Annotated in this window: 34 protein-coding genes; 26 read left to right on the top strand and 8 right to left on the bottom strand. The window is 63.0% G+C overall.

What is annotated here, in order from left to right; all coding sequences use genetic code 11:
• Nucleotides 1–97 precede the first annotated feature (97 nt).
• Together H035_RS0113690 and H035_RS0113685 are read right to left on the bottom strand one after the other, a co-directional pair.
• Entirely contained in the window at nt 98–430 is a 333-nt protein-coding gene (locus H035_RS0113690; RefSeq protein ID WP_026596620.1) for a type II toxin-antitoxin system HicB family antitoxin, read from the bottom strand.
• A complete protein-coding gene (locus H035_RS0113685) occupies nt 430–678 on the bottom strand; it encodes a type II toxin-antitoxin system HicA family toxin (RefSeq protein ID WP_026596619.1) in 249 nt (82 codons plus the stop codon). The genes H035_RS0113690 and H035_RS0113685 overlap by 1 nt, the downstream gene beginning before the upstream one ends.
• Before the next feature lie 229 nt (nt 679–907).
• Between H035_RS0113685 and H035_RS19830 the strand changes: the two genes are divergently transcribed.
• The 15 genes from H035_RS19830 (at nt 908) to H035_RS0113610 (ending at nt 9,216) form a co-directional block, all read left to right on the top strand.
• Nucleotides 908–1,138, top strand: coding sequence for a hypothetical protein (locus H035_RS19830; protein WP_022949531.1), 231 nt, complete (start codon nt 908–910; stop codon nt 1,136–1,138).
• 9 nt (nt 1,139–1,147) lie between these two features.
• A complete protein-coding gene (locus H035_RS0113675) occupies nt 1,148–1,564 on the top strand; it encodes a glycoside hydrolase family protein (protein WP_022949530.1) in 417 nt (138 codons plus the stop codon).
• The gene (locus H035_RS19825; RefSeq protein WP_022949529.1) at nt 1,561–3,132 is read left to right on the top strand and encodes a phage portal protein; all 1,572 of its coding nucleotides are present in this window, start codon (nt 1,561–1,563) and stop codon (nt 3,130–3,132) included. The genes H035_RS0113675 and H035_RS19825 overlap by 4 nt, the downstream gene beginning before the upstream one ends.
• The gene (locus tag H035_RS0113665; RefSeq protein ID WP_022949528.1) at nt 3,122–5,254 is read left to right on the top strand and encodes a ClpP-like prohead protease/major capsid protein fusion protein; all 2,133 of its coding nucleotides are present in this window, start codon (nt 3,122–3,124) and stop codon (nt 5,252–5,254) included. Before H035_RS19825 ends, H035_RS0113665 begins: the two co-directional genes overlap by 11 nt.
• 61 nt (nt 5,255–5,315) lie before the next feature.
• The gene (locus tag H035_RS0113660; RefSeq protein WP_022949527.1) at nt 5,316–5,681 is read left to right on the top strand and encodes a DUF2190 family protein; all 366 of its coding nucleotides are present in this window, start codon (nt 5,316–5,318) and stop codon (nt 5,679–5,681) included.
• A gap of 2 nt (nt 5,682–5,683) precedes the next feature.
• A complete protein-coding gene (locus tag H035_RS22020; RefSeq protein WP_022949526.1) occupies nt 5,684–5,824 on the top strand; it encodes a hypothetical protein in 141 nt (46 codons plus the stop codon).
• Nucleotides 5,825–5,835: 11 nt separating this feature from the next.
• Nucleotides 5,836–6,030: a hypothetical protein gene (locus H035_RS0113650; protein WP_022949525.1), complete on the top strand. Its 195-nt coding sequence runs from the start codon at nt 5,836–5,838 to the stop codon at nt 6,028–6,030.
• 9 nt (nt 6,031–6,039) lie between these two features.
• A complete protein-coding gene (locus H035_RS22015) occupies nt 6,040–6,210 on the top strand; it encodes a hypothetical protein (protein WP_022949524.1) in 171 nt (56 codons plus the stop codon).
• A 2-nt stretch (nt 6,211–6,212) separates the two neighbouring features.
• Entirely contained in the window at nt 6,213–6,431 is a 219-nt protein-coding gene (locus H035_RS0113640) for a hypothetical protein (RefSeq protein ID WP_022949523.1), read from the top strand.
• A gap of 138 nt (nt 6,432–6,569) precedes the next feature.
• Nucleotides 6,570–6,872 (top strand): hypothetical protein, encoded by a 303-nt coding sequence (locus tag H035_RS0113635; RefSeq protein ID WP_152486068.1) that lies wholly within the window; start codon nt 6,570–6,572, stop codon nt 6,870–6,872.
• On the top strand, nt 6,869–7,171 hold the full coding sequence (locus H035_RS20940) for a head-tail joining protein (RefSeq protein WP_022949521.1): 303 nt from the start codon (nt 6,869–6,871) through the stop codon (nt 7,169–7,171). Before H035_RS0113635 ends, H035_RS20940 begins: the two co-directional genes overlap by 4 nt.
• On the top strand, nt 7,171–7,785 hold the full coding sequence (locus tag H035_RS19820) for a phage tail protein (RefSeq protein WP_022949520.1): 615 nt from the start codon (nt 7,171–7,173) through the stop codon (nt 7,783–7,785). The genes H035_RS20940 and H035_RS19820 overlap by 1 nt, the downstream gene beginning before the upstream one ends.
• Nucleotides 7,785–8,228, top strand: coding sequence for a hypothetical protein (locus H035_RS0113620; RefSeq protein WP_022949519.1), 444 nt, complete (start codon nt 7,785–7,787; stop codon nt 8,226–8,228). The genes H035_RS19820 and H035_RS0113620 overlap by 1 nt, the downstream gene beginning before the upstream one ends.
• Nucleotides 8,229–8,236: 8 nt before the next feature.
• On the top strand, nt 8,237–8,404 hold the full coding sequence (locus H035_RS22010) for a DUF7210 family protein (protein ID WP_022949518.1): 168 nt from the start codon (nt 8,237–8,239) through the stop codon (nt 8,402–8,404).
• Between the two features lie 65 nt (nt 8,405–8,469).
• Nucleotides 8,470–9,216: a phage tail tube protein gene (locus tag H035_RS0113610; protein WP_022949517.1), complete on the top strand. Its 747-nt coding sequence runs from the start codon at nt 8,470–8,472 to the stop codon at nt 9,214–9,216.
• Here the strand turns inward: H035_RS0113610 and H035_RS0113605 are convergent.
• Nucleotides 9,213–9,458, bottom strand: coding sequence for a hypothetical protein (locus H035_RS0113605; protein ID WP_022949516.1), 246 nt, complete (start codon nt 9,456–9,458; stop codon nt 9,213–9,215). The two genes, H035_RS0113610 and H035_RS0113605, sit on opposite strands and share 4 nt — an antisense overlap.
• A 4-nt stretch (nt 9,459–9,462) precedes the next feature.
• Between H035_RS0113605 and H035_RS0113600 the strand changes: the two genes are divergently transcribed.
• The 7 genes from H035_RS0113600 (at nt 9,463) to H035_RS0113570 (ending at nt 18,180) form a co-directional block, all read left to right on the top strand.
• Entirely contained in the window at nt 9,463–12,639 is a 3,177-nt protein-coding gene (locus H035_RS0113600) for a tape measure protein (RefSeq protein WP_022949515.1), read from the top strand.
• Between the two features lie 71 nt (nt 12,640–12,710).
• Nucleotides 12,711–13,094 carry a hypothetical protein gene (locus H035_RS0113595; RefSeq protein WP_022949514.1) on the top strand — a complete coding sequence of 128 codons (384 nt, stop codon included), beginning with the start codon at nt 12,711–12,713 and terminating at the stop codon, nt 13,092–13,094.
• A complete protein-coding gene (locus H035_RS0113590) occupies nt 13,095–14,678 on the top strand; it encodes a hypothetical protein (RefSeq protein ID WP_026596617.1) in 1,584 nt (527 codons plus the stop codon).
• Nucleotides 14,679–14,688: 10 nt separating this feature from the next.
• Nucleotides 14,689–16,410, top strand: a complete 1,722-nt coding sequence (locus H035_RS19815; RefSeq protein ID WP_051149856.1) for a hypothetical protein — start codon at nt 14,689–14,691, stop codon at nt 16,408–16,410.
• Nucleotides 16,407–17,507 carry a hypothetical protein gene (locus tag H035_RS20935; protein WP_022949513.1) on the top strand — a complete coding sequence of 367 codons (1,101 nt, stop codon included), beginning with the start codon at nt 16,407–16,409 and terminating at the stop codon, nt 17,505–17,507. The genes H035_RS19815 and H035_RS20935 overlap by 4 nt, the downstream gene beginning before the upstream one ends.
• Nucleotides 17,504–17,794 carry a hypothetical protein gene (locus H035_RS0113575; protein WP_022949512.1) on the top strand — a complete coding sequence of 97 codons (291 nt, stop codon included), beginning with the start codon at nt 17,504–17,506 and terminating at the stop codon, nt 17,792–17,794. Before H035_RS20935 ends, H035_RS0113575 begins: the two co-directional genes overlap by 4 nt.
• A complete protein-coding gene (locus H035_RS0113570; protein WP_022949511.1) occupies nt 17,791–18,180 on the top strand; it encodes a hypothetical protein in 390 nt (129 codons plus the stop codon). The genes H035_RS0113575 and H035_RS0113570 overlap by 4 nt, the downstream gene beginning before the upstream one ends.
• 30 nt (nt 18,181–18,210) lie before the next feature.
• Here the strand turns inward: H035_RS0113570 and H035_RS21835 are convergent, their stop codons facing one another.
• A complete protein-coding gene (locus tag H035_RS21835) occupies nt 18,211–18,420 on the bottom strand; it encodes a hypothetical protein (protein ID WP_152486067.1) in 210 nt (69 codons plus the stop codon).
• Nucleotides 18,421–18,756: 336 nt separating this feature from the next.
• On the opposite strand from H035_RS21835, the gene H035_RS20930 reads away from it, so the two are divergent.
• From H035_RS20930 to H035_RS0113550, 4 genes are all read left to right on the top strand, one after another.
• A complete protein-coding gene (locus tag H035_RS20930) occupies nt 18,757–20,172 on the top strand; it encodes a hypothetical protein (RefSeq protein ID WP_152486066.1) in 1,416 nt (471 codons plus the stop codon).
• Complete coding sequence (locus tag H035_RS0113560) at nt 20,169–20,396, top strand: hypothetical protein (protein WP_022949509.1); 228 nt, start codon at nt 20,169–20,171, stop codon at nt 20,394–20,396. Before H035_RS20930 ends, H035_RS0113560 begins: the two co-directional genes overlap by 4 nt.
• A gap of 108 nt (nt 20,397–20,504) precedes the next feature.
• Entirely contained in the window at nt 20,505–20,939 is a 435-nt protein-coding gene (locus H035_RS0113555) for a hypothetical protein (RefSeq protein ID WP_022949508.1), read from the top strand.
• Complete coding sequence (locus tag H035_RS0113550; protein ID WP_022949507.1) at nt 20,936–21,235, top strand: type II toxin-antitoxin system RelE/ParE family toxin; 300 nt, start codon at nt 20,936–20,938, stop codon at nt 21,233–21,235. The genes H035_RS0113555 and H035_RS0113550 overlap by 4 nt, the downstream gene beginning before the upstream one ends.
• Nucleotides 21,236–21,260: 25 nt before the next feature.
• Here H035_RS0113550 and H035_RS20925 read toward each other — a convergent pair whose 3' ends face one another.
• The 4 genes from H035_RS20925 to H035_RS19795 all read right to left on the bottom strand — a co-directional run.
• Complete coding sequence (locus tag H035_RS20925) at nt 21,261–22,070, bottom strand: BRO-N domain-containing protein (protein ID WP_022949506.1); 810 nt, start codon at nt 22,068–22,070, stop codon at nt 21,261–21,263.
• Nucleotides 22,071–22,350: 280 nt separating this feature from the next.
• Nucleotides 22,351–23,226: a DNA adenine methylase gene (locus tag H035_RS0113540; RefSeq protein ID WP_022949505.1), complete on the bottom strand. Its 876-nt coding sequence runs from the start codon at nt 23,224–23,226 to the stop codon at nt 22,351–22,353.
• 24 nt (nt 23,227–23,250) lie between these two features.
• Nucleotides 23,251–23,787, bottom strand: coding sequence for a hypothetical protein (locus H035_RS21465; RefSeq protein ID WP_200861584.1), 537 nt, complete (start codon nt 23,785–23,787; stop codon nt 23,251–23,253).
• 6 nt (nt 23,788–23,793) lie between these two features.
• On the bottom strand, nt 23,794–24,411 hold a 618-nt coding region (locus H035_RS19795), incomplete at its 5' end, for a transposase (protein WP_161624032.1).

Here is a 24,411-nt window from a genome sequence, read left to right as displayed (position 1 = left end):
ATTTGACCCCGAATATTCTGAGCGACTATAAAATTATGCCGAATGTTCGCGGGGAAACGGGTTTGGATACAATTTTCCCTTGAAAAGCATAGGCTTGTTAGCCGTTATGGGCCAGCTTTTCCTCCAGCACCTCGCGCACAAACTGGTTGAGGCTTTTATCTCCGGCCGCCAGCACGATCTTGCGATGCAGTTCCGGGGGAATGCGCACGTTGAAGGTTCCCTTGCAGGGCTTGTCCGGTTCACGGCCCAGTTCTTCGCAGTCTTCCAGGTAGGCGTCGACGGATGCCTCGAACTCTTTTTTCAGCTCCGCCAACGTGTCTGCCTCGTAGGTCACCAGGTCACGGATGAACAGCAGTTTGCCGTAGAGCTTGTTGTCATCCAGCTGCGGCTCGATGGAACCGAAGTAGCCCTTATAAGTCAGGTATGCCATCACAATAGCCCCTCTTGCTTCAGAGTGATCTTGATATCTTTCAGCGCACCGCCTTTGATGACGTTTTCAGGATGCGGACGATGCAACCGGATCATATGTCCCGTGGTTGGGTTGTAAAAACGCACTCTTGAACCGGCCATCTCTTTTTGCTGGTAGCCCAGTTTCCGCAATAACGATACCAAGTCGTTCCAGGGGTAGGTTTTCTTTGCCTGTCTCAGGTTTTCAAGGAGTTTGTCCTGGGCACTCATGCAGTCTCTCCAGGTATTGGTATCAATACTAGTTGCGTTTGCCGTCTCATGCAACTAAAAATAGTTGCGAAATAGGTTTAAAGGGGGGATAAAAATACCGCCTTAATTTCTATCCCCCCTCCCGTCTCACCCAAGCACCTCTACCCCCTCAAAAAAAGTGACATTTTTCCCTGAAAATGTCACAGCCCCCCACGCTACCTTCTCCCCACCACCAAACGGGGAGCCCCGCATGACCACCGCCGAAAACATGCTTGCTCAATACTTAGCCGCCGAGGCGGATTTGCTCAAGGGCAAGACCATCATCTTCAACGGCAAGCACACGACCCGCGAGGACCTGGATCAGATCCGCAAAGGCCGGCGTGAATGGGAAAAGCGCGTCGAGGCCGAGAAAGCCCGGGCCAGCGGCGTACCCACCGTCGGCGGCTTGCGGTATTCCCTGGCCCGGCTGGACGGAGAATAGCGCGCCGCCATGCCCAACCTCCTCACCCAACTCAAGCGCCACGAAGGCCTCCGCCTCCGCCCCTACCGCGACACGGTGGGTAAGCTCACCATCGGCTTCGGCCGCAACCTGGAGGATCGCGGCATCACCGAGGACGAGGCCAAGATCCTGCTGGTCAACGACGTGTGCCGGCTGCGCGGCGAGCTGTCCGAAATCGATTGGTGGCGGGCGCTGAACGACGTGCGCCGGGATGTGATCGTCAACATGGCCTACAACCTGGGCGTTTCCGGCGTGCTCGGGTTCGAGCGGATGATCGCGGCCTTGCGGGCCAAGGATTACGAATTGGCCGCCATCGAAATGCTCGATTCCAAGTGGGCCGATCAGGTGGGACGCCGCGCGGTGGAGCTGTCGGATCAGATGCACACGGGGCGGAGGCGTCCGGCATGAGCGAGCGGACCGCCAAGGCGCTGACCTATCTCGCCCAAGGGGCGGCGATGCTCCGGGAGGTCAACCCGGTGGACAAGGCGGTGGAATACTTCGCCCCCAAGGCCGCCCTAAATCGCCATCTGGCCCGCCAGGCCCTGGCCTACTACGAGGCGGCCCAGCCGTCGCGGGTGCGCAAGTTCCGCAGGAACGACGCCGGCCCCAACCGCCAGACCGGGCAGGGCGCCGTCCCCATCCGCGTCCAGGCCCGCCACCTGGAGCAGAATCACGACATCGCGCGCGGAGCGCTGCGGGTGATCGTCAACAACGTGATCGGCCCCAAGGGCATCGGCATCGAGCCCCAGCCCCGCCGGGCCGACGGCAGCATCCACGAGGCCTACGCCGCCGCGCTGCTGGAAGTCTGGCGGGACTGGACCCGCTTTCCCGAGGTCACCCGCCGCCACCATTGGGCCAAGGTCCAGCGCCTCACCGCCCGTACCTGGCTGCGCGACGGCGAGGCCTTCGCCCAGAAGCTGGTGGGCCCGGTCCGCTTCCTCGACCACGGCACCCGCGTGCCGTTCTCCCTGGAACTGATGGAGGCCGACCGGATTCCGTTCGACTACAGCGACGAAGCGAAGGGCATTCGCCAGGGGGTGCAGCTCAATCAGTGGGGCCGGGCGGTGGCTTATTGGGCCTACAAGGGCCACCCCACCGACGGGATGCACCTGCTGAACCCGGCCGACCTCAAGCGGGTGGTTGCCGACCGCATCCTCCACCCGGCCATCGTCGATCGCATCGGCCAGGTGCGCGGGGTGTCCGAGTTCGCCTCGGTCATCAACCGGTTGGAGGACATCAAGGATTACGAGGAGTCCGAGCGGGTCGCGGCCAAGATCGCCGCCATGCTCACCGCCTACGTCAAGCGCGGCAATCCGGATACCTTCGACCCGAACCAGATCCCCCGCGACGAGGACGGCAACCCCATCCCGCGCGAAATTCCCCTCCAGCCGGGGGTGATCATCGACACGCTTTCGATGGGCGAGGAGATCGGCCTGATCGACTCCAAGCGCCCCAACCCCAACCTGGTCCAGTTCCGCCAGGGGCAGCTCCGCGCGGTGGCCGCCGGGTTGGGGGCGAGCTATTCCAGCATCAGCCGCGACTACGACGGCACCTATTCCGCCCAGCGCCAGGAGCTGGTGGAGCAGTGGGTCAACTACGCCGTGCTCACCGACGAATTCGTGGGCGCCTTCATCCAGCCGGTGTGGGAAACCTTCGTCCGGGTGGCCGACCACGCCGGGGTGGTGCCGATCCCCGCCGACGTGAAGGCCGGCACCGCCGACGACGCCGCCTACATCGGCCAGTCCATGCCCTGGATCGACCCCCTCAAGGAAGCCATGGGCTGGCTGCGCCTGGTCCGCGCCGGCTTCGCCTCCGAGGTGGAAGTGCTGCGCAAGCGCGGCCTGAACCCCCACGACGTGCTGGAACAGATCAGCGAGTTCCGCAAAAAAGCCCGGGAAAAAGAGTTGCAATTCGATTCCGACGCCGCCCACGGGAGCCCGGCGCCGGCAGCCAGGGAGACCGAAAATGCCCGCTAACCGACCCTTTTCCATCCAGGCCCGCGCCGGAAGCCGCAGCGCGGAAGTGTTCATCTACGGCGACATCGGCGAATCGTGGGACGGCGAATCGGTCGCCGCGCGCGACTTCGTCCGGGACCTGGCGGCGCTGGAGGCCGACCGGCTGGTGGTCCGGCTCAATTCCTACGGCGGCTCGGTCACCGACGGCCTGGCGATCTACAACGCCCTCAAGCGCCACCCGGCCGAGGTGGAAACCGAGATCGACGGCATCGCCGCCTCCATCGCCTCGCTCATCGCCATGGCGGGCCAGCCCCGCTCCGTCGCCGCCAACGCCATGCTGATGGTCCATGCCCCGTGGGGCTTCGCCCTGGGCAACTCGGTGGAAATGCGCGGCATGGCCGACGTGCTGGACAAATACGCCGAGGCCATGGCGAGCGCCTACGTGGACGCCTCCGGCCTGGCCCACGACGACGTCATGGCCCTTTTGACCGACGGCAAGGACCACTGGTACGGCGCCGACGAGGCCATCCAGGCCGGATTCGCCGACCGGATGTCGGAGGCGGTGCCCATCGCCGCCCGCTTCCGGCGCCAAATCGCCCAACGCTACCCGACTTTTACCGCGGCAGCCGCCGCCCAACTCAGAGGAGATTCCCCCATGCCGAAACCGAACCCACCCTCCGCAGGCAATCCGCCCCCGGCGGCCTCCGATCCCAACAATCCGACGGGCGAGGGCGGCTCGAACCCGCCGTCTGCGCCCCCCGTAGGGGCGACCGGCCGGTCGCCCCTACCAACGCCTCCGGAACCCGCTCCGGCGGCTGGCAATCCCCCGCTGGACCCGGAACAGATCCGGGCCGAGGCGATCCGCGCGGAAACCAAGCGCCGGTCCGACATCAAGGCCAAGTTCCAGGGCCCGTTCCTCGCCTGGGAGGGCGTGCCCGAGCTGATGGACGCCTGCCTGGACGACCCCAACTGCGACGCCCGCACCGCCGGGGAACGGCTGCTGGCCCATCTGGCCAAGGACGCCGAGCCCATCCAGGGGCGGCATTTTAGCGCCGGGCTGGACGCGCGCGACAAGTTCAAGCTCGGCGCCGGCGCCTCCCTGCGGGCGCGCGCCGGCCTGCTGACCCCGGACGACCGAAACGACCTCAAGGGCAACCAATTCCGGGGCTACACCCTCAAGGAGCTGGCCCGCGCCGCGCTGGAAATGGGCGGAGAGCAGACCGGGCACCTCTCCAAGATGGATCTGGTGGCCGCCGCCTTCACCCACACCACCAGCGACTTCCCCAGCCTGCTGATGGACGTGGCCGAAAAATCCATGCTCAAGGGCTACGAGGAAGCCGAGGAAACCTTCCAGCTCTGGACCAGCCGCGGTGAGCTGCCCGACTTCAAGCCCGCCAACCGGGTCGGCCTGGAGAACTTCCCGGCGCTGGTGCAAGTGGACGAAGGGGCCGAGTACACCTACGCCACCGTGGGCGAGCGCAAGGAAACCATCCAGCTCGCCACCTACGGGCGGATGTTCTCCATCACCCGCCAGGCGATCATCAACGACGACCTGCAGGCCTTCACCACCATCCCGCGCAAGATGGGCAACGCCGCCATCCGCACGGTGGGCAACCTGGTCTACGCGGTGCTGACCTCCAACCCGGTGATGAGCGACGGCGTCGCCCTGTTCCACGCCAACCACGGCAACCTGCTGTCGGCCGCCGCGATCACCACCGCCAGCGTGGACGCCCTGCGCGTGGCGATGGCGACCCAGCAGGACGCGGTGGGCGCCAACCTCAACATCGGCCTGCGTTACCTGATCGTCCCCAAGGCCCTCGAGGGCACCGCGCGGGTGGTCCGCGACAGCCAGTACGAAGTGGGCGCCTCCAGCCGCAACAACACCGTGCCCAACATGGTCCGCGGCACCTTCGAAATCGTCTCCGACGCCCGCCTGGACGCCGACTCCGCCACCGCCTGGTACGCCGCCGCCAATCAGGTCATCCACGACGTGATCGAAGTCGCCTACCTGGACGGCCAGGACCGCCCCTACCTGGACCAGCAAATGGGCTGGACCGTGGACGGGACCGAGTTCAAGGTCCGCATCGACGCCGGCGTGAAGGCGCTGGAATGGCGGACCCTGGCGAAGAACCCCGGCGCGTAATTTTGATTAAACCGTAGGGGCGACCGGCCGGCCGCCCTTACCGAATGACGAGGTAATTGAAATGGCTAAGAATTTCGTGCAGCCCGGCAACGTCATCGACCACGCCGCTTCCGGCGCGGACATCGCCTCCGGGGAAGTGGTGCCCATCGGCAACCTCCTGGGGGTGGCCTTGAAGAAAATTCCCGACGGCGAGACCGGCTCCGTCCGGCTCATCGGCGTGTTCACCGTGCCCAAGGTCAGCGCGGCGGTGATCGCCCAGGGCGAAACCCTCACCTGGGACGTCTCCGCCGGCGCCTTCGACGACAACCAGGCCACCCCCGCCACCGGGGATATCACCGGCGCGGCGGCGGTCGCCTGGCAGGCCGCCGGCGCGGGGGAGACCACCATGCAGGTGAAATTCACCGGCGTCCCCGGCACGGTGAACTAAGCATGATGAGCCTGGCATCCGTGCGGCGCTGGCTCGCGGCCATTCTGGCGATGGTTGGCATCGCGGCCTGTCTGGCCCTGATCGGCGCCATCATCGGGATCGGGCGGGCGCTGCAGGCGCTCGGCCACCTGTTTATCGGCTAACGGAGAAAGGTATGTGGAAGCGTTTACTGAACTGGCTGCTCGAGCGCGGCCGCGAGAAATCCACCTGGGTCGGCATCGTGGGCGTGATCGCCACCGCCGCCGGCTGGCGGCTCGATCCCGAGCTGGCCCGGGAAATCGCCACCGCGGCGGTCACCCTGATGGGCGGCCTGCTGATGCTGGTGAAGGAAGAGAAAAAGTCGAAATAAGGAGGAAACATGCCGACGCATTACATCAACCGAATTCTCCGGACACGGGCGCATCTCGAGGACGCCCACCGGAAACACAAGGCCGCATGGGCCGGCCTGCGGGCCTATCTCCTTTGCACGACGCCCTGCCGGCGTTACGCCGAATGGCTACGCAAGGGCGGCGTGATTCGGACGTTCTAGCAATGGGCAATTGGCTTTCGATTCTCCGGGGATTGCTGGGGCTGGCCGAACAGCTGACCGAATGGCTGAACCGCCGCCAGCTCCTCGAGGCCGGGGAATCGCGGGCGGTGGCAAGAGGTTTGAAAGATGCGCAAGAAACGATCCGTCGCGCTCAGGCTGCTCGCCGTGGCGTGCGCCACGACGCTGACAGCGTGCGCCGGGACCCGGACAACCGGGACTGATTGGGCATGCCTCGCGTTCCGCCCCATCTCCTTCTCCGGGCATCTGGACACGCCCCGAACGGTGCGGCAGGTCCGGGAGCACAACGCGGCCTGGCGGGCGGTATGCGGCAACGACGATTCTAAAGGGAAGTCATGACGGTGACCGAGGATCAATTTCGGGAACAAATCCTGAAGCGCCTGGACGCCCAGGCCGATGAAATCCGCGAACTGCGCCGGATTCTGGAGCGCCTGGTGCGGCTGGAGGAGCGCCAGCAGATGCAATCCGAATCCATCGCCCGGATGCATCGGCGGATGGAGGCCTTCGAGGAACGGTTGCGGAAAATGGAAACCAGCAGCTCCGGCCAACGCACTTCATTGAGCTGGATCGAGCGGATCATCTGGGGCGGCGGCTTGATCGGCGCCTGGTTCGGCAACGGGTTTCCGCGAGGGGGCGGCGGATGAGCGCCCAATTCGACACGATCATCCAATCCGCCCTCGATGCGATGTTCGACCTCTACGGCGTGGACGTGACCCTCAAGCCCAAGATGGGCGGGGAAATCCCCGCCGTGGCGATCCCGGAGAAGAACACCGCCGTGGTGGGCGATTACGGCCAAGTGGTGGACTTCCGGACCCGCCTGTCATTCCGGCTCGATCAGGTGTCTCCGGCGGTGGGCGACACGGTGACGTTCGAAGGCGCCGACGTGCTCCTGGACGGGATCGAGTCGGACGACGGTTACGTCAGGACCTTCTGGGTGCGGTGATGGCGAAGAGCATCGAAGTGCGCGGGCTGAAACAAGCGACCCGGCGGGCGAGGGCAATCCCCAAAGCCCTGGACAAAGCCCGTCTCCGGTCGGTGAACAAGGCCGCCACGGAGTCGCGCAAGCAATCATCGAAACTCGTGCGGGCCGACGTGAATCTGAAGGCCCGCGACGTGAACAAGCGGCTGGAAGTCAAACGGGCGAACAAAAGCCGCCCCCATGCCAAGCTCATCGCCCGTTCCCGGCCCATGCTCCTGTCGCGCTTCGGCGCGCGGGTGCTGACCCGGCGGGTCAAGCATCCGAGCCGGTCCAAGGGCTTCCCCAAGTACGGCATCCCGGCGGGCCGGAAATTCGCCGGCGTGAGCCTCAAAGTCAAACGCGCCGGCTCGAGGAAAAAAATGCGAGGCGGTTTTTTCATCGAACTCAAGGGCTCCGGCGCCACCGGCCTGGCGGTCCGCACCGGGAAGGGCCGCGATGCCTACCGGGTGCTTTACGGCCCCTCGGTGCGCGACGTGGTCGAGTGGAACGAGGACGAAATCGAGGCCTACATCCTGGACCGGATCGGCGAACACTTCGCCGAGAATCTGACCCGCGAACTCGACAAGGTGAACCGATAATGGACCCCATCGCCACCCAAATCGCCGACACGATCAAGACTCGTCTGGAAGCCATCCGCACCGCCAACGGTTACCGGACCGAGGCGGGCCAGGACGTGGCCCCGGGTTGGCGATACCTGAACCGGGACGACCCCACGCCGCACCTGACCTTCAGCGAAACCGGCCACGAGGTCCTGTCCTCCGCCAAGCGGGGCGGCAATGCCCGGGTGCAGCTCGAATGGACGATCGAGGGCAGCGCCGAAATGGGCGCCTCGGCGCTCAAGACCTTGTACGCGATCGAGGACGACATCAAGCGCGCGATCTTCACCCCCAATCCGGACCTGACCGGACTGGTGCGCGCCGTCACCTACGCCGGCCGCACCGTCGCCGGCCCCGAGGACGGCAGCCGGCTGGTCTCGGTGCAAGTCCGGGTCCTGACCGAACACGCAGAGCAACTACCGTAGAGGCCATCATGACCGAGGAACCCCAAAGCAAAACCGCCCCCAAGCCCGCCAACCGGGTGAAGGTGAAGCTCAGGAAAAAACATCGCCATCAGGGCAAGGATTACAAGCCCGGCCAGGAAATCGCCGTGCGCGAGGATCAGGTGAAGTGGCTGAAATCCCACGGAATCATCGAGTAGGGGCGACCGGCGGGTCGCCCCTCCCCAGGCAACCATATCAATAGAATCAATAGAGGTAATTCAAAATGTCAGGCTTTCTAGGATCGGGCGATCTCTATTTCAACCGCAAGGTGGGCGGGGTCAGCCAAGGGCGGATCCTGCTCGGCAACGCCACCAAATTCAGTATCCAGCCCCAGTCGGAAACGAAATCCCGCCCCTCGAGGATGCGGGCCACCTACGGGCAGGCGCTGGATACGGTGCAGATTCCGGCGCCGTCGGCCATCAGCGTCATTCTCGACGAGGTGAACAAGGACAACCTGGCCCTGGCGTTCATGGGCAGCGTCGGCGCCTACAGCCAGACCGGGGCCTCCGTCACCGACGAATCGGTCACGGCGAAACTGGACAAGTGGGTCGACCTGTCGGACCGGAACGTTTCCAGCGTCGTGGTGACCGACGACCCCATGTCCACCACCTACACCGAAGGCACCGATTACGAGGTCCACGCCCGGCTGGGGATGATCAAGGCCTTGTCGGGTGGCAGCATCGGCGAGGGTGACCCCCTGCTGGTCGATTTCACCTCTGGCGACATCGCCGGCAATCGCGTCCAGGGGGCCACTCAGCCGATCATCCGCGGGGAATTCATCCTGGACGGCAAGAACTTCGCCGACGATTCCCTTTCGATCGTGACCGTGTGGGAAGCGACTCTGGCGCCGTCCTCGGAGTTCGACTTCCTCGCCGAGGACTTCGCCCCGATCGAACTGGGCGGCACCGTGGTCACGCCGGCGGGCAAGACCGAGCCGTTCATCGTCGATACCGATTTGGTGCTGTCCTAACGGATGATGAATCGGGCGGCCCGGTATCCGGCCCATGACAGGGCGGCGATCAGATACCAGCCCACGATGAGGGCGAACGGATCGCCCGCCGCCCGCCACAGGGCGATCCCGAAGCCGGTGGCCGCCAGGCCGAACAGCAACAGCAATTCCGGCCGCCTGGCCCGGGGGAACAGGCGGCGGCCGATCCGGGCGATCAGCCCGGGGATCAGCAATAACGCGATGATCGATAGTAGGTAATTCATAGCCATGGCCAAGCAGGACGTCGAGTTCAATATAGGCACCAACGTCCAGGGCGTGCAAGACCTGGACGCCCTGGCGCGCGAGCTGGACGAACTCGGCAAGGAAGCCGGCGAGAGCTCACCCGAGGTCGCCGCCCTGTTCGAGCGGCTGCGGGACATCACCTCACAGCAAAACCTGATCGATCAGTTCCGGCGGCAAAAAGCCGCTGTCCAGGGATCGGCCGACGCCATGAAGGAAGCCAAGCGCCGCACCGGCGAGCTGGCCCGCCAGATCAAGGCGACGGAAAACCCGACGCGGACGCTGGAGCGCGAATTCGAGCGCTCGCGGAAAACCGCGCGCAAATTGGCGGAATCCTATCAGACTCAGCGCGTCGGCCTTCAGCGGATGCGCGATCGGATGCGCGAGGCGGGGGTTTCCACCGCCCACCTGGCCGATCATCAGCGCCGACTCCACACAGATGTAAGGCAGACCCAGACCGAGATCACCGGCCTCCGGTCGCGTCTGAGCGCCGCGGGCGGCGCCGCCGAATCCGCGGGCCGCCGGATCTCGGGCGGATTCAACCGGGCCGCGCAAGGCGCGCGGACGGTTTCCGATCAGATCGTCCGCGCGAAAAATTCCCTGATCGCGTTTGCCGCCGCCACCGGGGCGATCCGGATCGGCAGGCAGCTCGCCCAAACGGCCGATCAATACAATCAGATCTCCGCCCGGGTGCGCCAGGCGACCGACTCCCAGGCCGACTACAACCTCGCCCAGAACGAACTCTTCCGGATCGCTCAGGATACCCGCTCCTCCCTGGCCACCAATGCCGCCCTGTTCGCTCGCACCGCCGATGCGGTCAAGCGCCTGGGCGGCAATACGTCCGACACGCTCCAACTGACCGAGCTGATCACCAAGGGCCTTCGGTTATCCGGCGCGACGGCGGAGGAAACCGCCTCCGCCCAATTGCAGTTGTCACAGGCCCTGGGTTCCGGCGTGCTGCGCGGCGACGAGTTCAATTCGGTGATGGAGGCCAGCCCCCGTCTGGTGAAAGCCCTGGCCGACGGGCTCGGGCAACCGGTCGGCAAGCTGCGCGAACTGGCAGCGGAAGGCGAGCTCACTTCCCAGCGGGTCATCGAAGCCCTGCAATCCCAAAAGGCAACCATCGACCGGGAATTCGCCGACCTGCCGGTCACCATCGGCGGCGCGCTGCAGCAGGTGGAGAACCAATGGCTCAAGCTGATCGGCGTGCAGGATCAATCCGCCGGGGCGAGCAAGCAGGTGGCGGAAGCCATCCAGCTTTTCGCCGACAACCTGGACTCGGTCCTGGCCACCGCCGTCACCGTCGGCAACGCCGCCACCATTGCCGCCCGCACGGTCACCGCCGCCGTGTTCCAGATGGCGGCCACGGTCGCCAAGGCCTTGGACACCCTCACCCTCGGCACCATCGACGGCCTGCACGCCCAGGCGCAGGCGCTGAGCGACACGGTCAAGGGCATCCAGCAGGATATCTCCCGGGATTTCACCGACATCCAAACGGCCTGGGAAGGCGTCGGTGAGGCGGCAAAGAAAACTAACGAGGAGATCGAGGCCGGTGCGAACCAGGCAACCGGCGGGCTGAACAAGACCGGCGAAGCGGCCGAACAGGCCAAGGCCAAACTGGAAACGGTGAAGGAGGAGGCTGGTGGCCTTTCCGACGCCCTCCAGACCCTCAACGTGGACGCCCAGCAGGTGGCCACCGGGGTCCGCACGGCGTTCGGCGAGATGGCCGGGGCGTTCGGGGAAGTGGTCAAGGGGTTTGATGCCGGCAATCCGGTCATCGCCGCCTCGGCCAAGCATCTGGCCGACAGCGCCAAAACCTCCCAAGAGGTCGCGCTCGCCCAGGAAACCTTAAAAGCCGCGCTGGATGCCGGCAAGCTCAGCGCGGAAGGCTACGCGAAGGCAATCAAGGCGCTGTCGTCGAATCTGGCGACACAAGCTATTGAATCGATCAAGTCAGCCGAATCATCCGAGCAGCTTCAAACGGCGCTGGATAACGTGCAGAAGCTGTATCGCGATGGAGTGATTACCGCTCAGCAGTACAGGGATGCGCTCGTCGAGGTCAAGAATCGTATGAACGAACTGGCCGGCGGCACCGAGGACGCCGCCGGCGCCACCGAAAACCTGAACCGATCGACCCGGGACGCCACCCAGGCGCTCAACGAATCCACCGAGGCGACGGACAAGCAGGGAAAATCCCTCGAACGCGCATCCGGATTCGCGTCCACGTTCAACGACATGCTCCGGTCGATCTACGACAGCGCCGCGTCGCTGAGCCAGGGCGCCGCCGACTCCCTGGCCGCGATCGATCCCCTGTTCGCCAAGATCAAGAAAAGCTCGGACGAGGCCGGCACGGCGACCACGCGGCTCAAAAAGGTGTTGGAGGAGATCCGGCAGGCGCGTTTCCTGGCGCCCAACATCGCTCCGGCGGGCCAGTTTTCCACCATGCTGCGCGACGCGGCCCGGCACGCGCGGGAAATCCGGCTGCGGTTCGCCCAGCAGGCCGTATCCGCCGAGGATCTGTCGAAACGGGTGGGCCAACTGACCGAGCGCTTGTCGAAGGTCTCCGTCCTATCCCAGGAGGCCAATCGGTACTTTCAGCAAAATCTGGACGTGGCCCGGGGGACCGTCGAGAGCTTCGATAAGCTGGACGAAGCCACCCTGGACCAGCTGCGCGCGCAGATCCAACGGGCCCAGGATCAGCTCGGCCAGCTCCGCGCCGAAGCCGATGCCGCGCGCGAATCCCTCAACGGCATCGGCGACCAACTCCAGGACGAACTGGACCGGATCGAAGGCAACCGGCAGGCGATCGAACAGCGCCGCTTCGCCGAACAGCTCCAACGGATCGAGGAGTTGGAACAGCGCGGCGGGGAAGTGGCCGCCCGCGAGGCCGAGCGGGCGCGTCGGCTGGCGGAGCAGCTGCATCAGAAAAAGCTGGCCGATATTCGCAAGGAAGCCGAGGAGCGGCAACGCGCGGCGGCCGAGACGGCGGCTGAAAGCGGCTCGACGTCCGTGACCGACCGCCCGACCGGACCGGCGACCGAACCCCGCCCGCAGGTGGCCAAGGTCATCCGATTGGACATCGGCAGCGGGCGGTCCATCGACGTGCCGGCGAGCCAGGAACAGGACCTGCTCGACCTTCTGGAACAATTCAAACGGGTGTCGTGATGGTAAGTCGATCAGACACGGATATCTGGGTAGGGGCGACCCGCCGGTCGCCCCTACAGGGAGGGTGATGGATGGCGATCGTGCTGGATTCCATCGTGCTCCCCGACGAACTTAGCTGGTCGGACGAATACGATTGGTCGCCGGTGATCCAGTCCACCGACTATTCCCTCACCGGCGCGCTGATCGTGGAAGAGGCCGCCCGCCAGGCGGGGCGCCCCATCACCCTGACCACGCCGGAGGGCGGCGGCTGGACCGCGCGGGGCACCCTGGACGCGCTCAGGGCCAAGTTGACCGCGGCCGGCGACATGCCCCTGACCCTGCACGACGGGCGCAGCTTCACCGTCCGCTGGCGGCACGGGGACACCCCGCTGGAGGCGGAACCGATCTTCAGCGGCCTGGCGGACCCGGACGCCGATGCGCTTTATCGACTCACATTGCGATTGATCGAGGTATAGATGGCGATCACGAAGGACGACATCAAACTGCTGGAATCCCAGCGCATGACCGACTTCGACGACGGCGGCGGCCGGATGACCGGCAACGTCATCGTGGACGGTCAAAGCAACAACATTTTCCCCGACGTCTCCGAGCTGGACCGCACCTTCGGCCGGGTGAACCTGCGCAAGACCTTCCCCGGCGTGCTGACCCCGACCACGGACACCTATTTCGGCGCCCACGTCATCGTCGAGCAGCCGCCCCAGGACGACAACATCGACGTGCTGATGTTCTCCACCGAGGACTGGAACGACGTCCGGATCGCCGCGCGGGACTTCATCGAGCGCTACGTGGTGGCCGGCCCCGTGGGGCCGTGGTTTTTGTTCGATGTCCACGTGGTCGGTCAGAAGCAATTGCTGCTGTTCTCCCGGGTCGGATCGGCGGTGCCCGAAGTGGGCGACGTGCTGTATCTGATCGAGGACGAAGGCGATCCCGGCGAGATCAGCCAATACGTGCGGGTCACCGAGGTGAGCACGCAGAACCAGACCTTCACCGACAGCCAGGGCGAATTCACCCGCCAAGTGATAACCGTCCAGATTTCCGATCCCCTGCGCGAGACCTATCACGGCGCCACCATCAGCCGCTTCGACGACATCAACCCGGCCGCCAAGGTGCGCACCACCCTGGTGGCCGACGCCACCCATTATTTCGGCGTCCAGCCCCTGGCCGATCCGGCCACCACCGGCGACACCACGGTCAAGGCCGCCTCGGTCTACGGTCAGTTGGTGCCGTCGGCCAGAACCGAAACCCCGGTCACCGACGCCCAAATCACCGCCAATACGGTCGCAATCACCTCGGGCGGGGAAACCTTCGAGATCGCCGGGCCTTCCCACACCCACGCCATCGCCGTCACCCTGGGCAACCGGGCCTTTTCCTACGTGGCCACCCTGCTGCCGATCCCGGCGCCGGGGGTGCTGTCGGTGGAATACCGCGCCCTGGGCAAATGGCAGCGGATCGAGGACGACGGGACCGGCATCCTCGACGGGGCCGGCTCCGGGGCGGTCAATTATCAGACCGGCTCGGTAAGCGTGACCCTCCAGGCCTTGCCGGACGTGGGGAGCCAAGTGATCTTCACCTGGGGCGCCAAGGCTCACTACACCGACCGGGCCGGGGCGACCATCAACGCGGTGCCCCTGGCGCCGATCGCCCTGGGAGCGGCGGCGGTGCCGGGGAGCGTGTCCCTGTCCTGGCTCGAAGGCGGCTTGACCAAGACCGCCACCGTGGCCGCCGACGGCACCGTCAGCGGCGACGCCACCGGCTATTTCGTCCACGCCACCGGGGAGGGCTATCTCCAGTTCACCACCTACCCGGACGCCAATAGCACCATCACCGTGGACTGGGACGAGGCGCCCAACGTGTTTCAGGAGGTCATCACGCCGACCATCTCCGGCGGGGCGGCGTCGTTCACCCTGGCCCATACCCCGATCAAGCCGGGGTCGGTCCAGTTGGCGGTGCTGACGAAAGAGCGCCGGGAGTACCAACGATTCAAGAAGGAAGTGATTTTGCAGATGCCTACCCAGATCGTGGGGGCGCTGCCGGCATAGCGAGGACATCATGGCATCGAAGCATACCGTCAACGAAAACCAGAAAGAGCGTCAACTGACCGACGACGGCCTGGGGGCGCTGCCCCTGAACGGCACGATCGATTATTCGACCGGCGCCGTGCAGATCGACGACGCGGTCACCGCCGACAGCAGTTTCTACAAGGACGCCGACGGCGACTGGACCCGTAACACCGCCTCGATGACGGTGGTGGGCGACATCGTCGCCACCTACGCCGAGGACTCGGGCACGCCGGTCACCCAAAGCTCCGAATTGGCCTTGCCGCCGCTGACCTTCAACCTGCTCCCCAGCGTCTCGGACAGCATCGTGCCGGGTACCCTGCGCTTCACCTTCGGCGGCCAGGCCTACTCCGACCGCGCCGGCGGCGGGGTGCTGTACCTGAACGACGGCACGGTGGCCGGCTCGGTGGACTACGCCTCGGCCATCGTGACCCTGACCGTGTTCAACGCCGGCTCGACCCTCACCGTGCAGTCGATGGTATCCACCTACGGCCAGTGGTACGACTACGATTTCTTTTTCCGCACCCAGGGCAGCCCGATCCAGCCCGGCTCCCTGATCGTCAACGCCACCGCCCTCGATGGCACCGCCTTTTCGGAAAGCTCGGATGCCAACGGCGTCATCTCGTCGGCCACCGCCGAGGGCCAGGTGGAGCAGGAAATGGGCGTCGCCCAGATCAAATTCGGCGAATTGGTGGCCGACTCGAGCCTGACCCCGGAGGAGAAGGCCGAGCCTTGGTACGACCCGGCCGACGTGGACGGCAGCGGCAACATCTGGAAGCCGGCGTTCGTCTATCCCAACACCGTGCGCCACAACGAGGTGGTGTACAAGTTCTTGCCGCTGGACGCCGACATCCTCGGCCTCGACCCGGTGCGCCTGCCGTCCGACGGCCGGGTGCCAATCTACCGGGCGGGCAACGTCGCGGTGGTTCACCATACCGGGCAGATCATCGAGGCGGCGCCGGCCAACGGGCAGGTGATCGACACCGGCCGGACCCGGCTGGCCAAGGTCTTGATCGAGGACGCCGATGGGACCCGCATGGCGGAAGGCGACTACACCGCCGACCTGGACGCGGGCACCGTGACCCTGGTGGACGTGGCCCCCTACACCGCCCCGCTGACCTTGTATCACACCGTGGCCGACATGGTGCTGGTGACCGATGTCCAGATCGACGGCAGCCTGACCCTCAACCGGCAGTTGACCCACGATTTCCCGGCAACCGAAACGCTGGTCTCCTCGGCCTTGATCATCGGCGACATGCAGGCCCGCTCCACCAACCTGTTCGATCAAGCCACCTGGACGGGGGTCTGGTCCGATACGCTCATCGGCAGCCCGGCCACCGCCACCTTCGACGAGGTGCAATACCCGATCCAGGTCACCAACGACGGGGCCATCACCGAGCGCTGGTATGCCCGCTTCATCAATACCACCGAGGTGGAGATCTTCGGCGAGCACGTGGGCGGGCTGACCCTGGCCGGACAAAACCAATGGCCCATCTCGGGCGACATCGCCCCGGTCAACCCGGCCACCGGGCAGCCCTATTTCACCCTGCCCGCCGCCGGGTGGGGCGCCGGCTGGGCCACCGGCAACCTGATCCGCTTCAACACCATCGGGGCCAACTACCCGGTCTGGATCGCCCGCTCCATCCAGCAATCGCCGGGATCGAGCGGCAGTGACAAATTCTGTGTGCAGATACGAGGAGACATCGATCAATGATACCGGTCAAGTGGTTCACCAGCGACATGACGGGGGCGCCGCAGATTACCGGCTCGGATTCCTTTCCGACCGGCGAGCTGATCGCCCTCCTGGATGCCTGTCTCCTCAACGGCTTCAACGCCCAGGGCCTGGATAGCCTGACCTATGACTCCGGCACGGGGAAATGTACCGGAACGGTCAACGCCGGGCATGGCTTCAGTCAGTATCAAGTCATTCTGATTGAGGGCGCCAACGAGGCGGCATTCAACGGCGAGCACCGAATCACGGCGCTGGATGCGACCACCTTCCAATTCACCCCGGCCACGGCGCCGGGCGTGGCCACCGCCACCGGGACGATCACCGCCAAGGCCGCGCCGGTCGGTCAATGGGAAAAGGCATTCTCCGCCACTAACAAGGCCGTCTACCGCAGCACCGATCCCCTCGCCACCGGCTATTATCTGCGCGTGGATGACACCGTCAGCGGCCGGGCCCGACCCGTGAGAGGCTACGAATCCATGACCGACGTGGACACCGGGAGCAATGCATTCGGCCACGCTTCGGGACATTTCGCGGTGTCCTCGTCTGGCACGAATCAGTGGGCGTTGGTGGGCGATGCCCGCTTGTTCTATGTGCATTTCCGGGGTGGGGATTATGCCGGCATCGCGGCCTTTGGCGACATCAAGAGCTTTAAGCCTGCCGATGTTTATCACTGCGTCGTTATCGCGAATGGTGAAACCTCTCTGCGGCGGCCGGATAACTTTACCCTTTCCAGTTATATAAACAGCGCTCCCTATATCTGGCGGATTGCGCGCAGCGAAAACACCACCGTTCTCAACCCGACGGTGGGGCTTTATGGCCACGAGCGACTGAACGTCCCGAACCCCAATCCGTCCGACGGGAATCTCTATCTCAACGAAAGCCCCATTCTGGTCACGGCGGACAACGATCTGCGGGGCGTGCTGCCGGGGATTGGATTTGCCCATAACGATCTGGGCGGCGGCTTGCAGATCGTCGATGACGCAACCAATTCGGCGAATGTTTTCCTCGTCGTCCGGGAAACCAACAATAATGGATTGATTGCCCAGCCGGCTTTCAATCTGACGGGGGCGTGGCGATGACGGCGGTGGTGCTCGGCGGGCCATTGACAACGAAGCGGACCGATCAATACGGCGGGGGCAATCGCATTCATGGCACGGTACGAGTGGAGTCCACGCCCGCGGAGACCAAGCGGGTGCTGCTGCTCAATCAACGAAGCTTCCAGGTGGTCGCGGAAACCTTCACCGCCCCGGATGGGACGTATGCCTTTGAGCATATCGCCGCCGGCATGTATTTGGTGGCCGGGCAGGATTTACAGACCAACTTCCACCCCGACATCGCCCGGGTGGAATCGGAGCCGATGCCATGACCATCGCCCTGAAGCTGAGCGTCAAGACCGCCCGCCTGACCGCCCTGCGAGACGCCATCGACACCGGGACCGGCACCGCTCAGCTGACCCTCTACGACGGCACCCGCCCGGCCGCCGGCGGGGCGGCGACCAACGCCCTGGGCGTGGCCGATCTGGGCAGCCCGGCCGGGACGGTCTCCGGCAACGTGCTGACCCTGGCCCTGCCGGACAGCATCAACGCCGCCGGCGACGGAACCGTGACCTGGGCCCGGATCACCGACAAGGACGGCAACTGGGTAATCGACATGGACGCCTCCGAGGACCCGGCCGACGATCTGACCATCACCCCCGCCAACGTCTTCACCGGCGGGATCATCAATTTCTTGACCAAGACGCTGAGCGAGTAGTGCGTGCCGGCCGACCTGTGGCTCAAACAATTATCCCCGGGCGATCTCCGGCTGGTCCGGGACCGGTCCGGGGCGGATTTGTGGCTGCAGGATCGGGCTCCCGGCGATCTGCGCCTCCAGAGACCGCCGGACCGGACCGCCGAGCTGCATGGCGTCATCCCGCCGGTCCAATCCCAGATCGCAGCGGAGGTCGAGGGCATTTCGAACGCCGAACTCCACGGCGTCCTGCCCGCGCTGCACTCCCAATTATCGGCGGAATACGGGGCGAAGGCCGAACTGTACGCCGCGCTCCCCGGCCTGGTCAGCCAGATGGAAGCGGCCTACGACAACGCGGTGTGGCGGGGGATCGAATCGCCGGCCTGCGCCGCGTGGCAGCCGGGCAGGGCGGAGACGGCGGGCGCTTGCGGGGCGTTCGAGGAAAGCGTTCGGCTGCGGACGGCCAGTTGCCACCCGTGGCAGCCGGGCCTCCCGATCCGGCCGGAGACGCGGACCGGATTCGGGCCGCTGACGCCCAATCCACGCGCAACGCGGGCGGTCTTCGAGCCTGGCCTGCCGTTGGGTATATCGCCCTGTGGCTTGTTTGCCGATCTGTTGCCCCGGCATCGATCCCGGTGCGTTCCCTATCAGCCCGCCGCGGCGGCCGATACGTCGGCGTGCGTCGATTGGATCGAGCTGATCCGCACCGAACGGCCGACCCATTGCGACCCGTTCCGGGCGGCGATCCGGGTATCGCAACACTGGTGCGGGGATTACGCCCACGCGCTCCGGGCGTGGCTGGAACGCTGCAACCCGTGGCAAGACGGCCGAATCCGCTACGGCTGGGGCGGCGCAATCGTCATTCCGGTCCCGCCTCCACCGCCGGACCCGTGCCAACGGGTCGGCGAGGCCGATCTTTTCCTGCGTTCGGTCCGCGATCCCTCGGTCCTGATCCTGCGCGAATGCATCCGCCGGCCCGACACCGACGCGCCCGGCCGCACCGTTTATATCCCTATCTTAAGGGTCTATCTCGTGAGTAACGACGTCCACCTGATCCGCGTCTCCGACAGCCTGGAGTTGCCCGCCCTGAACCTCACGGTCTCCATCGATGCCGACACCTGGGGCTGGCAGTTTTCCGCCGAGCTGCCCGCCGATCAATTGGCCCACGTCCAGCCGGGGGCCGAGCCGGTGGAAGTGGAGGCGCAGATCAACACCTACGCCTGGCGCTTCCTGGTGGAAACGATCCGCCGCAGCCGGTCCTTCGGCCGGTCGCGCATCCAGATCTCGGGGCGGTCCCTGGCGGCCCGGCTCGACACGCCCTATGCCGGGATCGTCAACCGGAAGAACACCATCGATCGCAACGCCACCCAAATTCTGGACGACCTTCTCACCGACAACGGGGTGTCCATCGGCTGGACGGTGGATTGGCAGCTCACCGATTGGCTCGTCACCGCGGGCGCCTGGAGCCACGCCGGGACGTATCTGGAGGGGGTCAAAAAGGTGGCCGAGGCGGCCGGTGCCATCGTCCAGGCCGACCGCACCGGCCAAACCCTGCATCTGCTCCCCCGCTACCCGGTCGCGCCGTGGGATTGGCCGGGTGCCGGTCCGGCCTACGCGGTGCCCGAGGCCATCGTCACCACCGAGGGCGTGGAATGGCTGGAGAAGCCGCCCTATAACGCGGTCTACGTCTCGGGGGAGAACCAGGGCATCCTGGGCCACGTCACCCGATCCGGGACCGCCGGGGACATCGCCGCCCCGATGGTCACCCATCCGCTCGTCACCGCCGAGCAGGCCGCCCGCCAGCGAGGCACCGCGATCCTCGCCGACACCGGCAAGCAGCAGCGCGTCACTCTGTCCATGCCCCTCGATCCCGCCGTCCACGGCATCGGCCTGATGACACCCGCGATGCTGATCGAATACGGCCCCGACGCCCTGCGCGGCCTGGTGCGGGCTTCCAGCGTCGAGGCCCGGGCCGGAAGCGTGCGCCAATCCATCACCCTGGAGACCCGCCCATGACCAACCCGTGGAAGCGCCTGGAACAGCTCCTGCCGAACAATCCCCTCCTGGCCGGGGACGTGATCCTTCACAATAGCGACGGCACCAGCACGGTCAGCCTGCCGGACGGGCGGGAAATCCGCGTGCGGGGACAATCGGTGGCGGTGGGAAAGAAGGCGTTCGTGCAGAGCGGGGAAGTCCGGGGCGAGGCGCCGGCGCTGCCGGTGGTGGGGATTACGCTGTAGCAAGATAAGGCGGGGAATATCAATGATCCCCGCGCAACAACTCGGCCGCTCCATTGCTGTCCAAGAAAAGCAAGACTAGAATGAAGATCTCAACCATGGAGCAAAGCAATGGCGGCAATCACTGACCAGGACCTTAACGCCCTGGCGATCGATCCCAAGGAGATTCTTTATCGCCTGCAAAAGAGCAGAATTTTATCGATTATGGCTGTTTCCTTGCTGTTCAAAGTTTGGGGCAGCGAATTGGATGCCAAGGCGATGCTCAAGGATGTTAAACGTGTGCCGGAATCGATAGAGGTCGACCCCGATGATTTCATCACGGATGCCTTGTTGCGTTTGCAGCAAAGCAACCGGGAAATCCGGCACGATATTGATCAAGCGGGCGCAAAGGGCTTGCTGGCCAGATTGGTGAAAAACAGTTTGCGCCGGCATCACCAAAAATTGGGTGCGATTCGAGCCGCCATCCTGGAGCACGATGCCGATTTGTCCGAAGAGGAGGGGCCATTCGAATCGGCCGGGGACACCATTCGTTCTTTGCGTTCATGACGATCGTCGGCGGTGGCGGCATCCGCATCACCGAGATCAAATATAAGAAACGGTTCAAGAAGGATTTCAAGAAAGCTCCGAAAGACATCCAGGATCTTTTGGAAAAGAAACTGGCGCAGTTGACTCAAAACCCCATCCCATCCGGACTCCGTTTCGAGAAGCTCAAGGGCTTTCGGAGGCCGGATATTTACACATTTCACCTGACTGGAAACTACAAAGTCTCCCTGGAAATTCGGGATTCCACCGCCATTCTGCGGCGCTTGGCCTCCCACGACGACATGGACACGGCGCCGTAAGGGCGCATCCCTGCGCCCGCCTGGCTCACCGCGCCGCCTGCCAGCGCTTGAGCATGGACTTGGCCACGCTCAGATGAAGAATGGCTTCGTCCATCTCCGACCAGCCGCGGACCAGGACCTTCTCGGCGGCGTCGCATTCCGACAGCACGCTTTCCCGGTTGTTGCCGGTGAGCGATCGCACGGCGAAGTTGCGGATGTTGTCGATGGCCCGGCGGCCGTGCGCGTAATCCAGGGGTTCGCCTCCCGGCAGCGCCTCCTCCAGCGGCACGCGGGCCACCAGGGAAAGGACCTCGGCGAACTGCTCCGCCGGCACTTCCTTGTAGCTGACCCCGAACTTGCTTTTGATCGCGCTCCACAGCTTGAGCATGGCCTTGCCTTGCTTTTTCCGGGGCAGGCCCTCGGCGCGGGATTTGACCAGAGCCTTGACGGCGTCCTGCTGTTCGAGGGTGAGACCGCCGGGGAGGGTTTGGCGGGTTTTTTCGGGGCGGGGTTTGGGGGCCGCCAACCCTTCCAGCACATCGAGGACCCAATGGCGGAAGGCTTTGGCCCGGTCGGTTCGGGCGAACATGGCGATGAGGTGGCAGCCTCGGGGGGAGAAGATGCGAGTGTCGTATTTTGGATCTTGATTGCCGCTGGTGGTCAAATTGACCACCAGCGTCATTTCGTCGGTGAATTCTTCCTGATTTCTCTGATAAATCCGAGTAACGGAGCGACTGTCTTTATAACCCAACGCTCGGGCTAGATCGGCGGCAGAAAGCCATGGGCGGCCCTGTTGATCGATAATGGATAGCTGAGTGCCTTCGAAGGCGATCGAAGAGGGAAGATTAGTATTCATAGAGGTTTCCTTGTGATAGCGGTTGTTCAACCGCCGCCCTCTCTTGGCGAAATTGGGCGGCGACCTACACGGACCCGCCAAGACCGGCCACAAGGAACCGGCTCCCCCGGAGGGGAATCCGCGCAGGCCACCATGATTCGGGCATAAAAAAACCGCGCTTGGGTTAGGCGGCCTTGCGCCTTGTGGGTTCCGGGTTGGCGGACCCGGGCACCGGATTTTGCCGGTGCAGGTTAAGGATAGATGGGGTTGGGGGTGGTGTCAAATTGGGGGGGTGGAGAAATTAAGCTGGAATAGGTAGAGCAGAAATTCCACTATTAGGAATTTTAATCGTATCAGGATAAATAAGAATCTCATTTCCTTTGCGCCGTTTATAAGCGCTATAACTAAGATAGAATTCCATTTGATTCATATGTGAGTATAATCTACGGATTTCTTCTACATTATCATATGTCATAATCCATGGAAATAGTGATTGCTTCTCTAGGAATTCTGAAAGCAGTTTATGAGCCTGGTGAGATAGTCTATTCATGTAAAGCTCAGCACCTTTAACATAGTACGGGGGGTCCAGGTAGACAAACAAATTAGTAAAATAATGCGTATTATTAGATAGCTCTTTCAGTAGCTGTATTCCGTCTTTATCGGAAACTATAATCCTTTCAGAGTACATGCCTATTTTTCGAATTCTTTGTGCAAGTGAATCTATATTAAATCTTGAATCAAGTTTGTATTTTCCTGTTTGATTATATCCACCTATTGGCCCTCCATTGTGGATAATCCCAGAACGGGTTGTCCTATTTAAATAGAAAGTGGCAAACCCAAGTCTGAGTATGTCTTTGCGATCGCATTTTTCGTATACTATTCTTTGTCTGTGCCACTCCTCCACACTCAAATCTGTTTCATAAAGAAGGTCAATAAATTGAACATTATGTTCAGTCACAGCACGCCAAAATGCTACAATTCTTGGATCTGCATCGTTAATCGTTATTGATTCTACATATTCTTCAAAAAGCAATCTAAGCGCTGCACCTGCACCACCAGCATATGGTTCGATGTAATGAGGTTCAATTATTGTATTGAATCTCATAGTTTCGATCAAAAAAGGCGCAAGAACTGCCTTGCCGCCGGGATAACGCATGGGGCTATAATGTTTAGACATATCCTTCCTTAGAAATTTTTCAAATCACTTTAATATAATCTCTAGCATCGGTTCCGCTCGCTGCCACAACGCTCTCAAATCGCCTTCGGTAGGAGTGATATTTGGATTATGTGTAAATTCATTAAACCCATCTATTGTAACAAAATAAGCAGCATCTTTAGAAGCTAACGTTCTAACAGACTTATATTCATCAGCTGTCATACCAGGAAAAATTTCATTGTCAACAGAATAACTAATCATCTGCCTTAATGCAGGAGTCCATTTGGCATTACGATTGCGTCTTTTTCTATCTTTATCAAAATGATTGAGCACTGCTTCAGTATGACCTTCTTTCTTGATGTAGTTCCATAAAGCTATTTCTATCAAGACACGAAGCATTACTCCAGTTGTATTTCTTTGGTCTACAATCTTGAGTGATTTTATTTCCTTGAAAATTGCATTTATCTTTTCATTATTAGATCGACATATAAAGCCACGAGGTATAATTGAAGGAGATGGAGAAGCGGATCGATTTATTGGTCTCGCCGTTTTTTTTGTATTAGAATTCTCAGTACGGGACAAAAAACTTCAATAGCCATAGAAAATCCGTCCATCGATCGAAGAGGTTGAAGAGGAGATTGCGGATGAAATCGAGGCCATGTCGGAAGACGGACTTGACCGGTCGCTGGAGCGTTTTTTTACCTCAATGGGCTTTTGTTCAGTCAGTACCTCACCGGTACGCCAACTCCAAGCAAAGGCGAGCGCCAAAAGCGCCAGCAGTTTGCTGAGGCGGTCGGGATGAGTCAGATGGGTGTCCTCCAAATTGAAGCCGCGGGACTTCAAGGCGCCGAACAGGGTTTCGATTTCCCAACGCTGCCCATAGGCGGTGAACGCCTCGCTCTGGGGCGCACCGTGAGTTGCCACGATCAAAAGTTCGTTATCGGCCAGCCGCAAAGCCGATATATGAATAAAGCAGTCCCAGACCGGTCGACGCCCTTCCAAGTGACGCATCTGTCCGGGCCTAAGCGATCTAAAGAACAGCCAGGCTGGGGTGGCGCGATTCCAGGTGTTGGGAATTCGGGTGTTTTCCTTGATCCGAATATGAAAGGGAATGCCCTGGGTCTGAAGCCAGGTAAACCATTTTTGACCGACAAACTCTCGATCGGCCAACAGCGCCCGGATGCGGGTTTTACCAAAGTTCGCCAG

Source organism: Methylohalobius crimeensis 10Ki, from assembly GCF_000421465.1.
GTDB classification, from domain to species: Bacteria; Pseudomonadota; Gammaproteobacteria; order Methylococcales; family Methylothermaceae; genus Methylohalobius; species Methylohalobius crimeensis.
Note: the sequence above shows the minus strand (reverse complement) of the source record. Positions and strands in the feature narration are given on the sequence as shown.

Excerpts from the sequence above, each read along its gene's own strand:
- H035_RS0113690 (WP_026596620.1), bottom strand. The coding sequence starts at position 430 with ATGGCATACCTGACTTATAAGGGCTACTTCGGTTCCATCGAGCCGCAG.
- H035_RS0113685 (WP_026596619.1), bottom strand. The coding sequence starts at position 678 with ATGAGTGCCCAGGACAAACTCCTTGAAAACCTGAGACAGGCAAAGAAA.
- H035_RS19830 (WP_022949531.1), top strand. The coding sequence starts at position 908 with ATGACCACCGCCGAAAACATGCTTGCTCAATACTTAGCCGCCGAGGCG.
- H035_RS0113675 (WP_022949530.1), top strand. The coding sequence starts at position 1,148 with ATGCCCAACCTCCTCACCCAACTCAAGCGCCACGAAGGCCTCCGCCTC.
- H035_RS19825 (WP_022949529.1), top strand. The coding sequence starts at position 1,561 with ATGAGCGAGCGGACCGCCAAGGCGCTGACCTATCTCGCCCAAGGGGCG.
- H035_RS0113665 (WP_022949528.1), top strand. The coding sequence starts at position 3,122 with ATGCCCGCTAACCGACCCTTTTCCATCCAGGCCCGCGCCGGAAGCCGC.
- H035_RS0113660 (WP_022949527.1), top strand. The coding sequence starts at position 5,316 with ATGGCTAAGAATTTCGTGCAGCCCGGCAACGTCATCGACCACGCCGCT.
- H035_RS22020 (WP_022949526.1), top strand. The coding sequence starts at position 5,684 with ATGATGAGCCTGGCATCCGTGCGGCGCTGGCTCGCGGCCATTCTGGCG.
- H035_RS0113650 (WP_022949525.1), top strand. The coding sequence starts at position 5,836 with ATGTGGAAGCGTTTACTGAACTGGCTGCTCGAGCGCGGCCGCGAGAAA.
- H035_RS22015 (WP_022949524.1), top strand. The coding sequence starts at position 6,040 with ATGCCGACGCATTACATCAACCGAATTCTCCGGACACGGGCGCATCTC.
- H035_RS0113640 (WP_022949523.1), top strand. The coding sequence starts at position 6,213 with ATGGGCAATTGGCTTTCGATTCTCCGGGGATTGCTGGGGCTGGCCGAA.
- H035_RS20940 (WP_022949521.1), top strand. The coding sequence starts at position 6,869 with ATGAGCGCCCAATTCGACACGATCATCCAATCCGCCCTCGATGCGATG.
- H035_RS19820 (WP_022949520.1), top strand. The coding sequence starts at position 7,171 with ATGGCGAAGAGCATCGAAGTGCGCGGGCTGAAACAAGCGACCCGGCGG.
- H035_RS0113620 (WP_022949519.1), top strand. The coding sequence starts at position 7,785 with ATGGACCCCATCGCCACCCAAATCGCCGACACGATCAAGACTCGTCTG.
- H035_RS22010 (WP_022949518.1), top strand. The coding sequence starts at position 8,237 with ATGACCGAGGAACCCCAAAGCAAAACCGCCCCCAAGCCCGCCAACCGG.
- H035_RS0113610 (WP_022949517.1), top strand. The coding sequence starts at position 8,470 with ATGTCAGGCTTTCTAGGATCGGGCGATCTCTATTTCAACCGCAAGGTG.
- H035_RS0113605 (WP_022949516.1), bottom strand. The coding sequence starts at position 9,458 with ATGAATTACCTACTATCGATCATCGCGTTATTGCTGATCCCCGGGCTG.
- H035_RS0113600 (WP_022949515.1), top strand. The coding sequence starts at position 9,463 with ATGGCCAAGCAGGACGTCGAGTTCAATATAGGCACCAACGTCCAGGGC.
- H035_RS0113595 (WP_022949514.1), top strand. The coding sequence starts at position 12,711 with ATGGCGATCGTGCTGGATTCCATCGTGCTCCCCGACGAACTTAGCTGG.
- H035_RS0113590 (WP_026596617.1), top strand. The coding sequence starts at position 13,095 with ATGGCGATCACGAAGGACGACATCAAACTGCTGGAATCCCAGCGCATG.
- H035_RS19815 (WP_051149856.1), top strand. The coding sequence starts at position 14,689 with ATGGCATCGAAGCATACCGTCAACGAAAACCAGAAAGAGCGTCAACTG.
- H035_RS20935 (WP_022949513.1), top strand. The coding sequence starts at position 16,407 with ATGATACCGGTCAAGTGGTTCACCAGCGACATGACGGGGGCGCCGCAG.
- H035_RS0113575 (WP_022949512.1), top strand. The coding sequence starts at position 17,504 with ATGACGGCGGTGGTGCTCGGCGGGCCATTGACAACGAAGCGGACCGAT.
- H035_RS0113570 (WP_022949511.1), top strand. The coding sequence starts at position 17,791 with ATGACCATCGCCCTGAAGCTGAGCGTCAAGACCGCCCGCCTGACCGCC.
- H035_RS0113560 (WP_022949509.1), top strand. The coding sequence starts at position 20,169 with ATGACCAACCCGTGGAAGCGCCTGGAACAGCTCCTGCCGAACAATCCC.
- H035_RS0113555 (WP_022949508.1), top strand. The coding sequence starts at position 20,505 with ATGGCGGCAATCACTGACCAGGACCTTAACGCCCTGGCGATCGATCCC.
- H035_RS0113550 (WP_022949507.1), top strand. The coding sequence starts at position 20,936 with ATGACGATCGTCGGCGGTGGCGGCATCCGCATCACCGAGATCAAATAT.
- H035_RS20925 (WP_022949506.1), bottom strand. The coding sequence starts at position 22,070 with ATGAATACTAATCTTCCCTCTTCGATCGCCTTCGAAGGCACTCAGCTA.
- H035_RS0113540 (WP_022949505.1), bottom strand. The coding sequence starts at position 23,226 with ATGTCTAAACATTATAGCCCCATGCGTTATCCCGGCGGCAAGGCAGTT.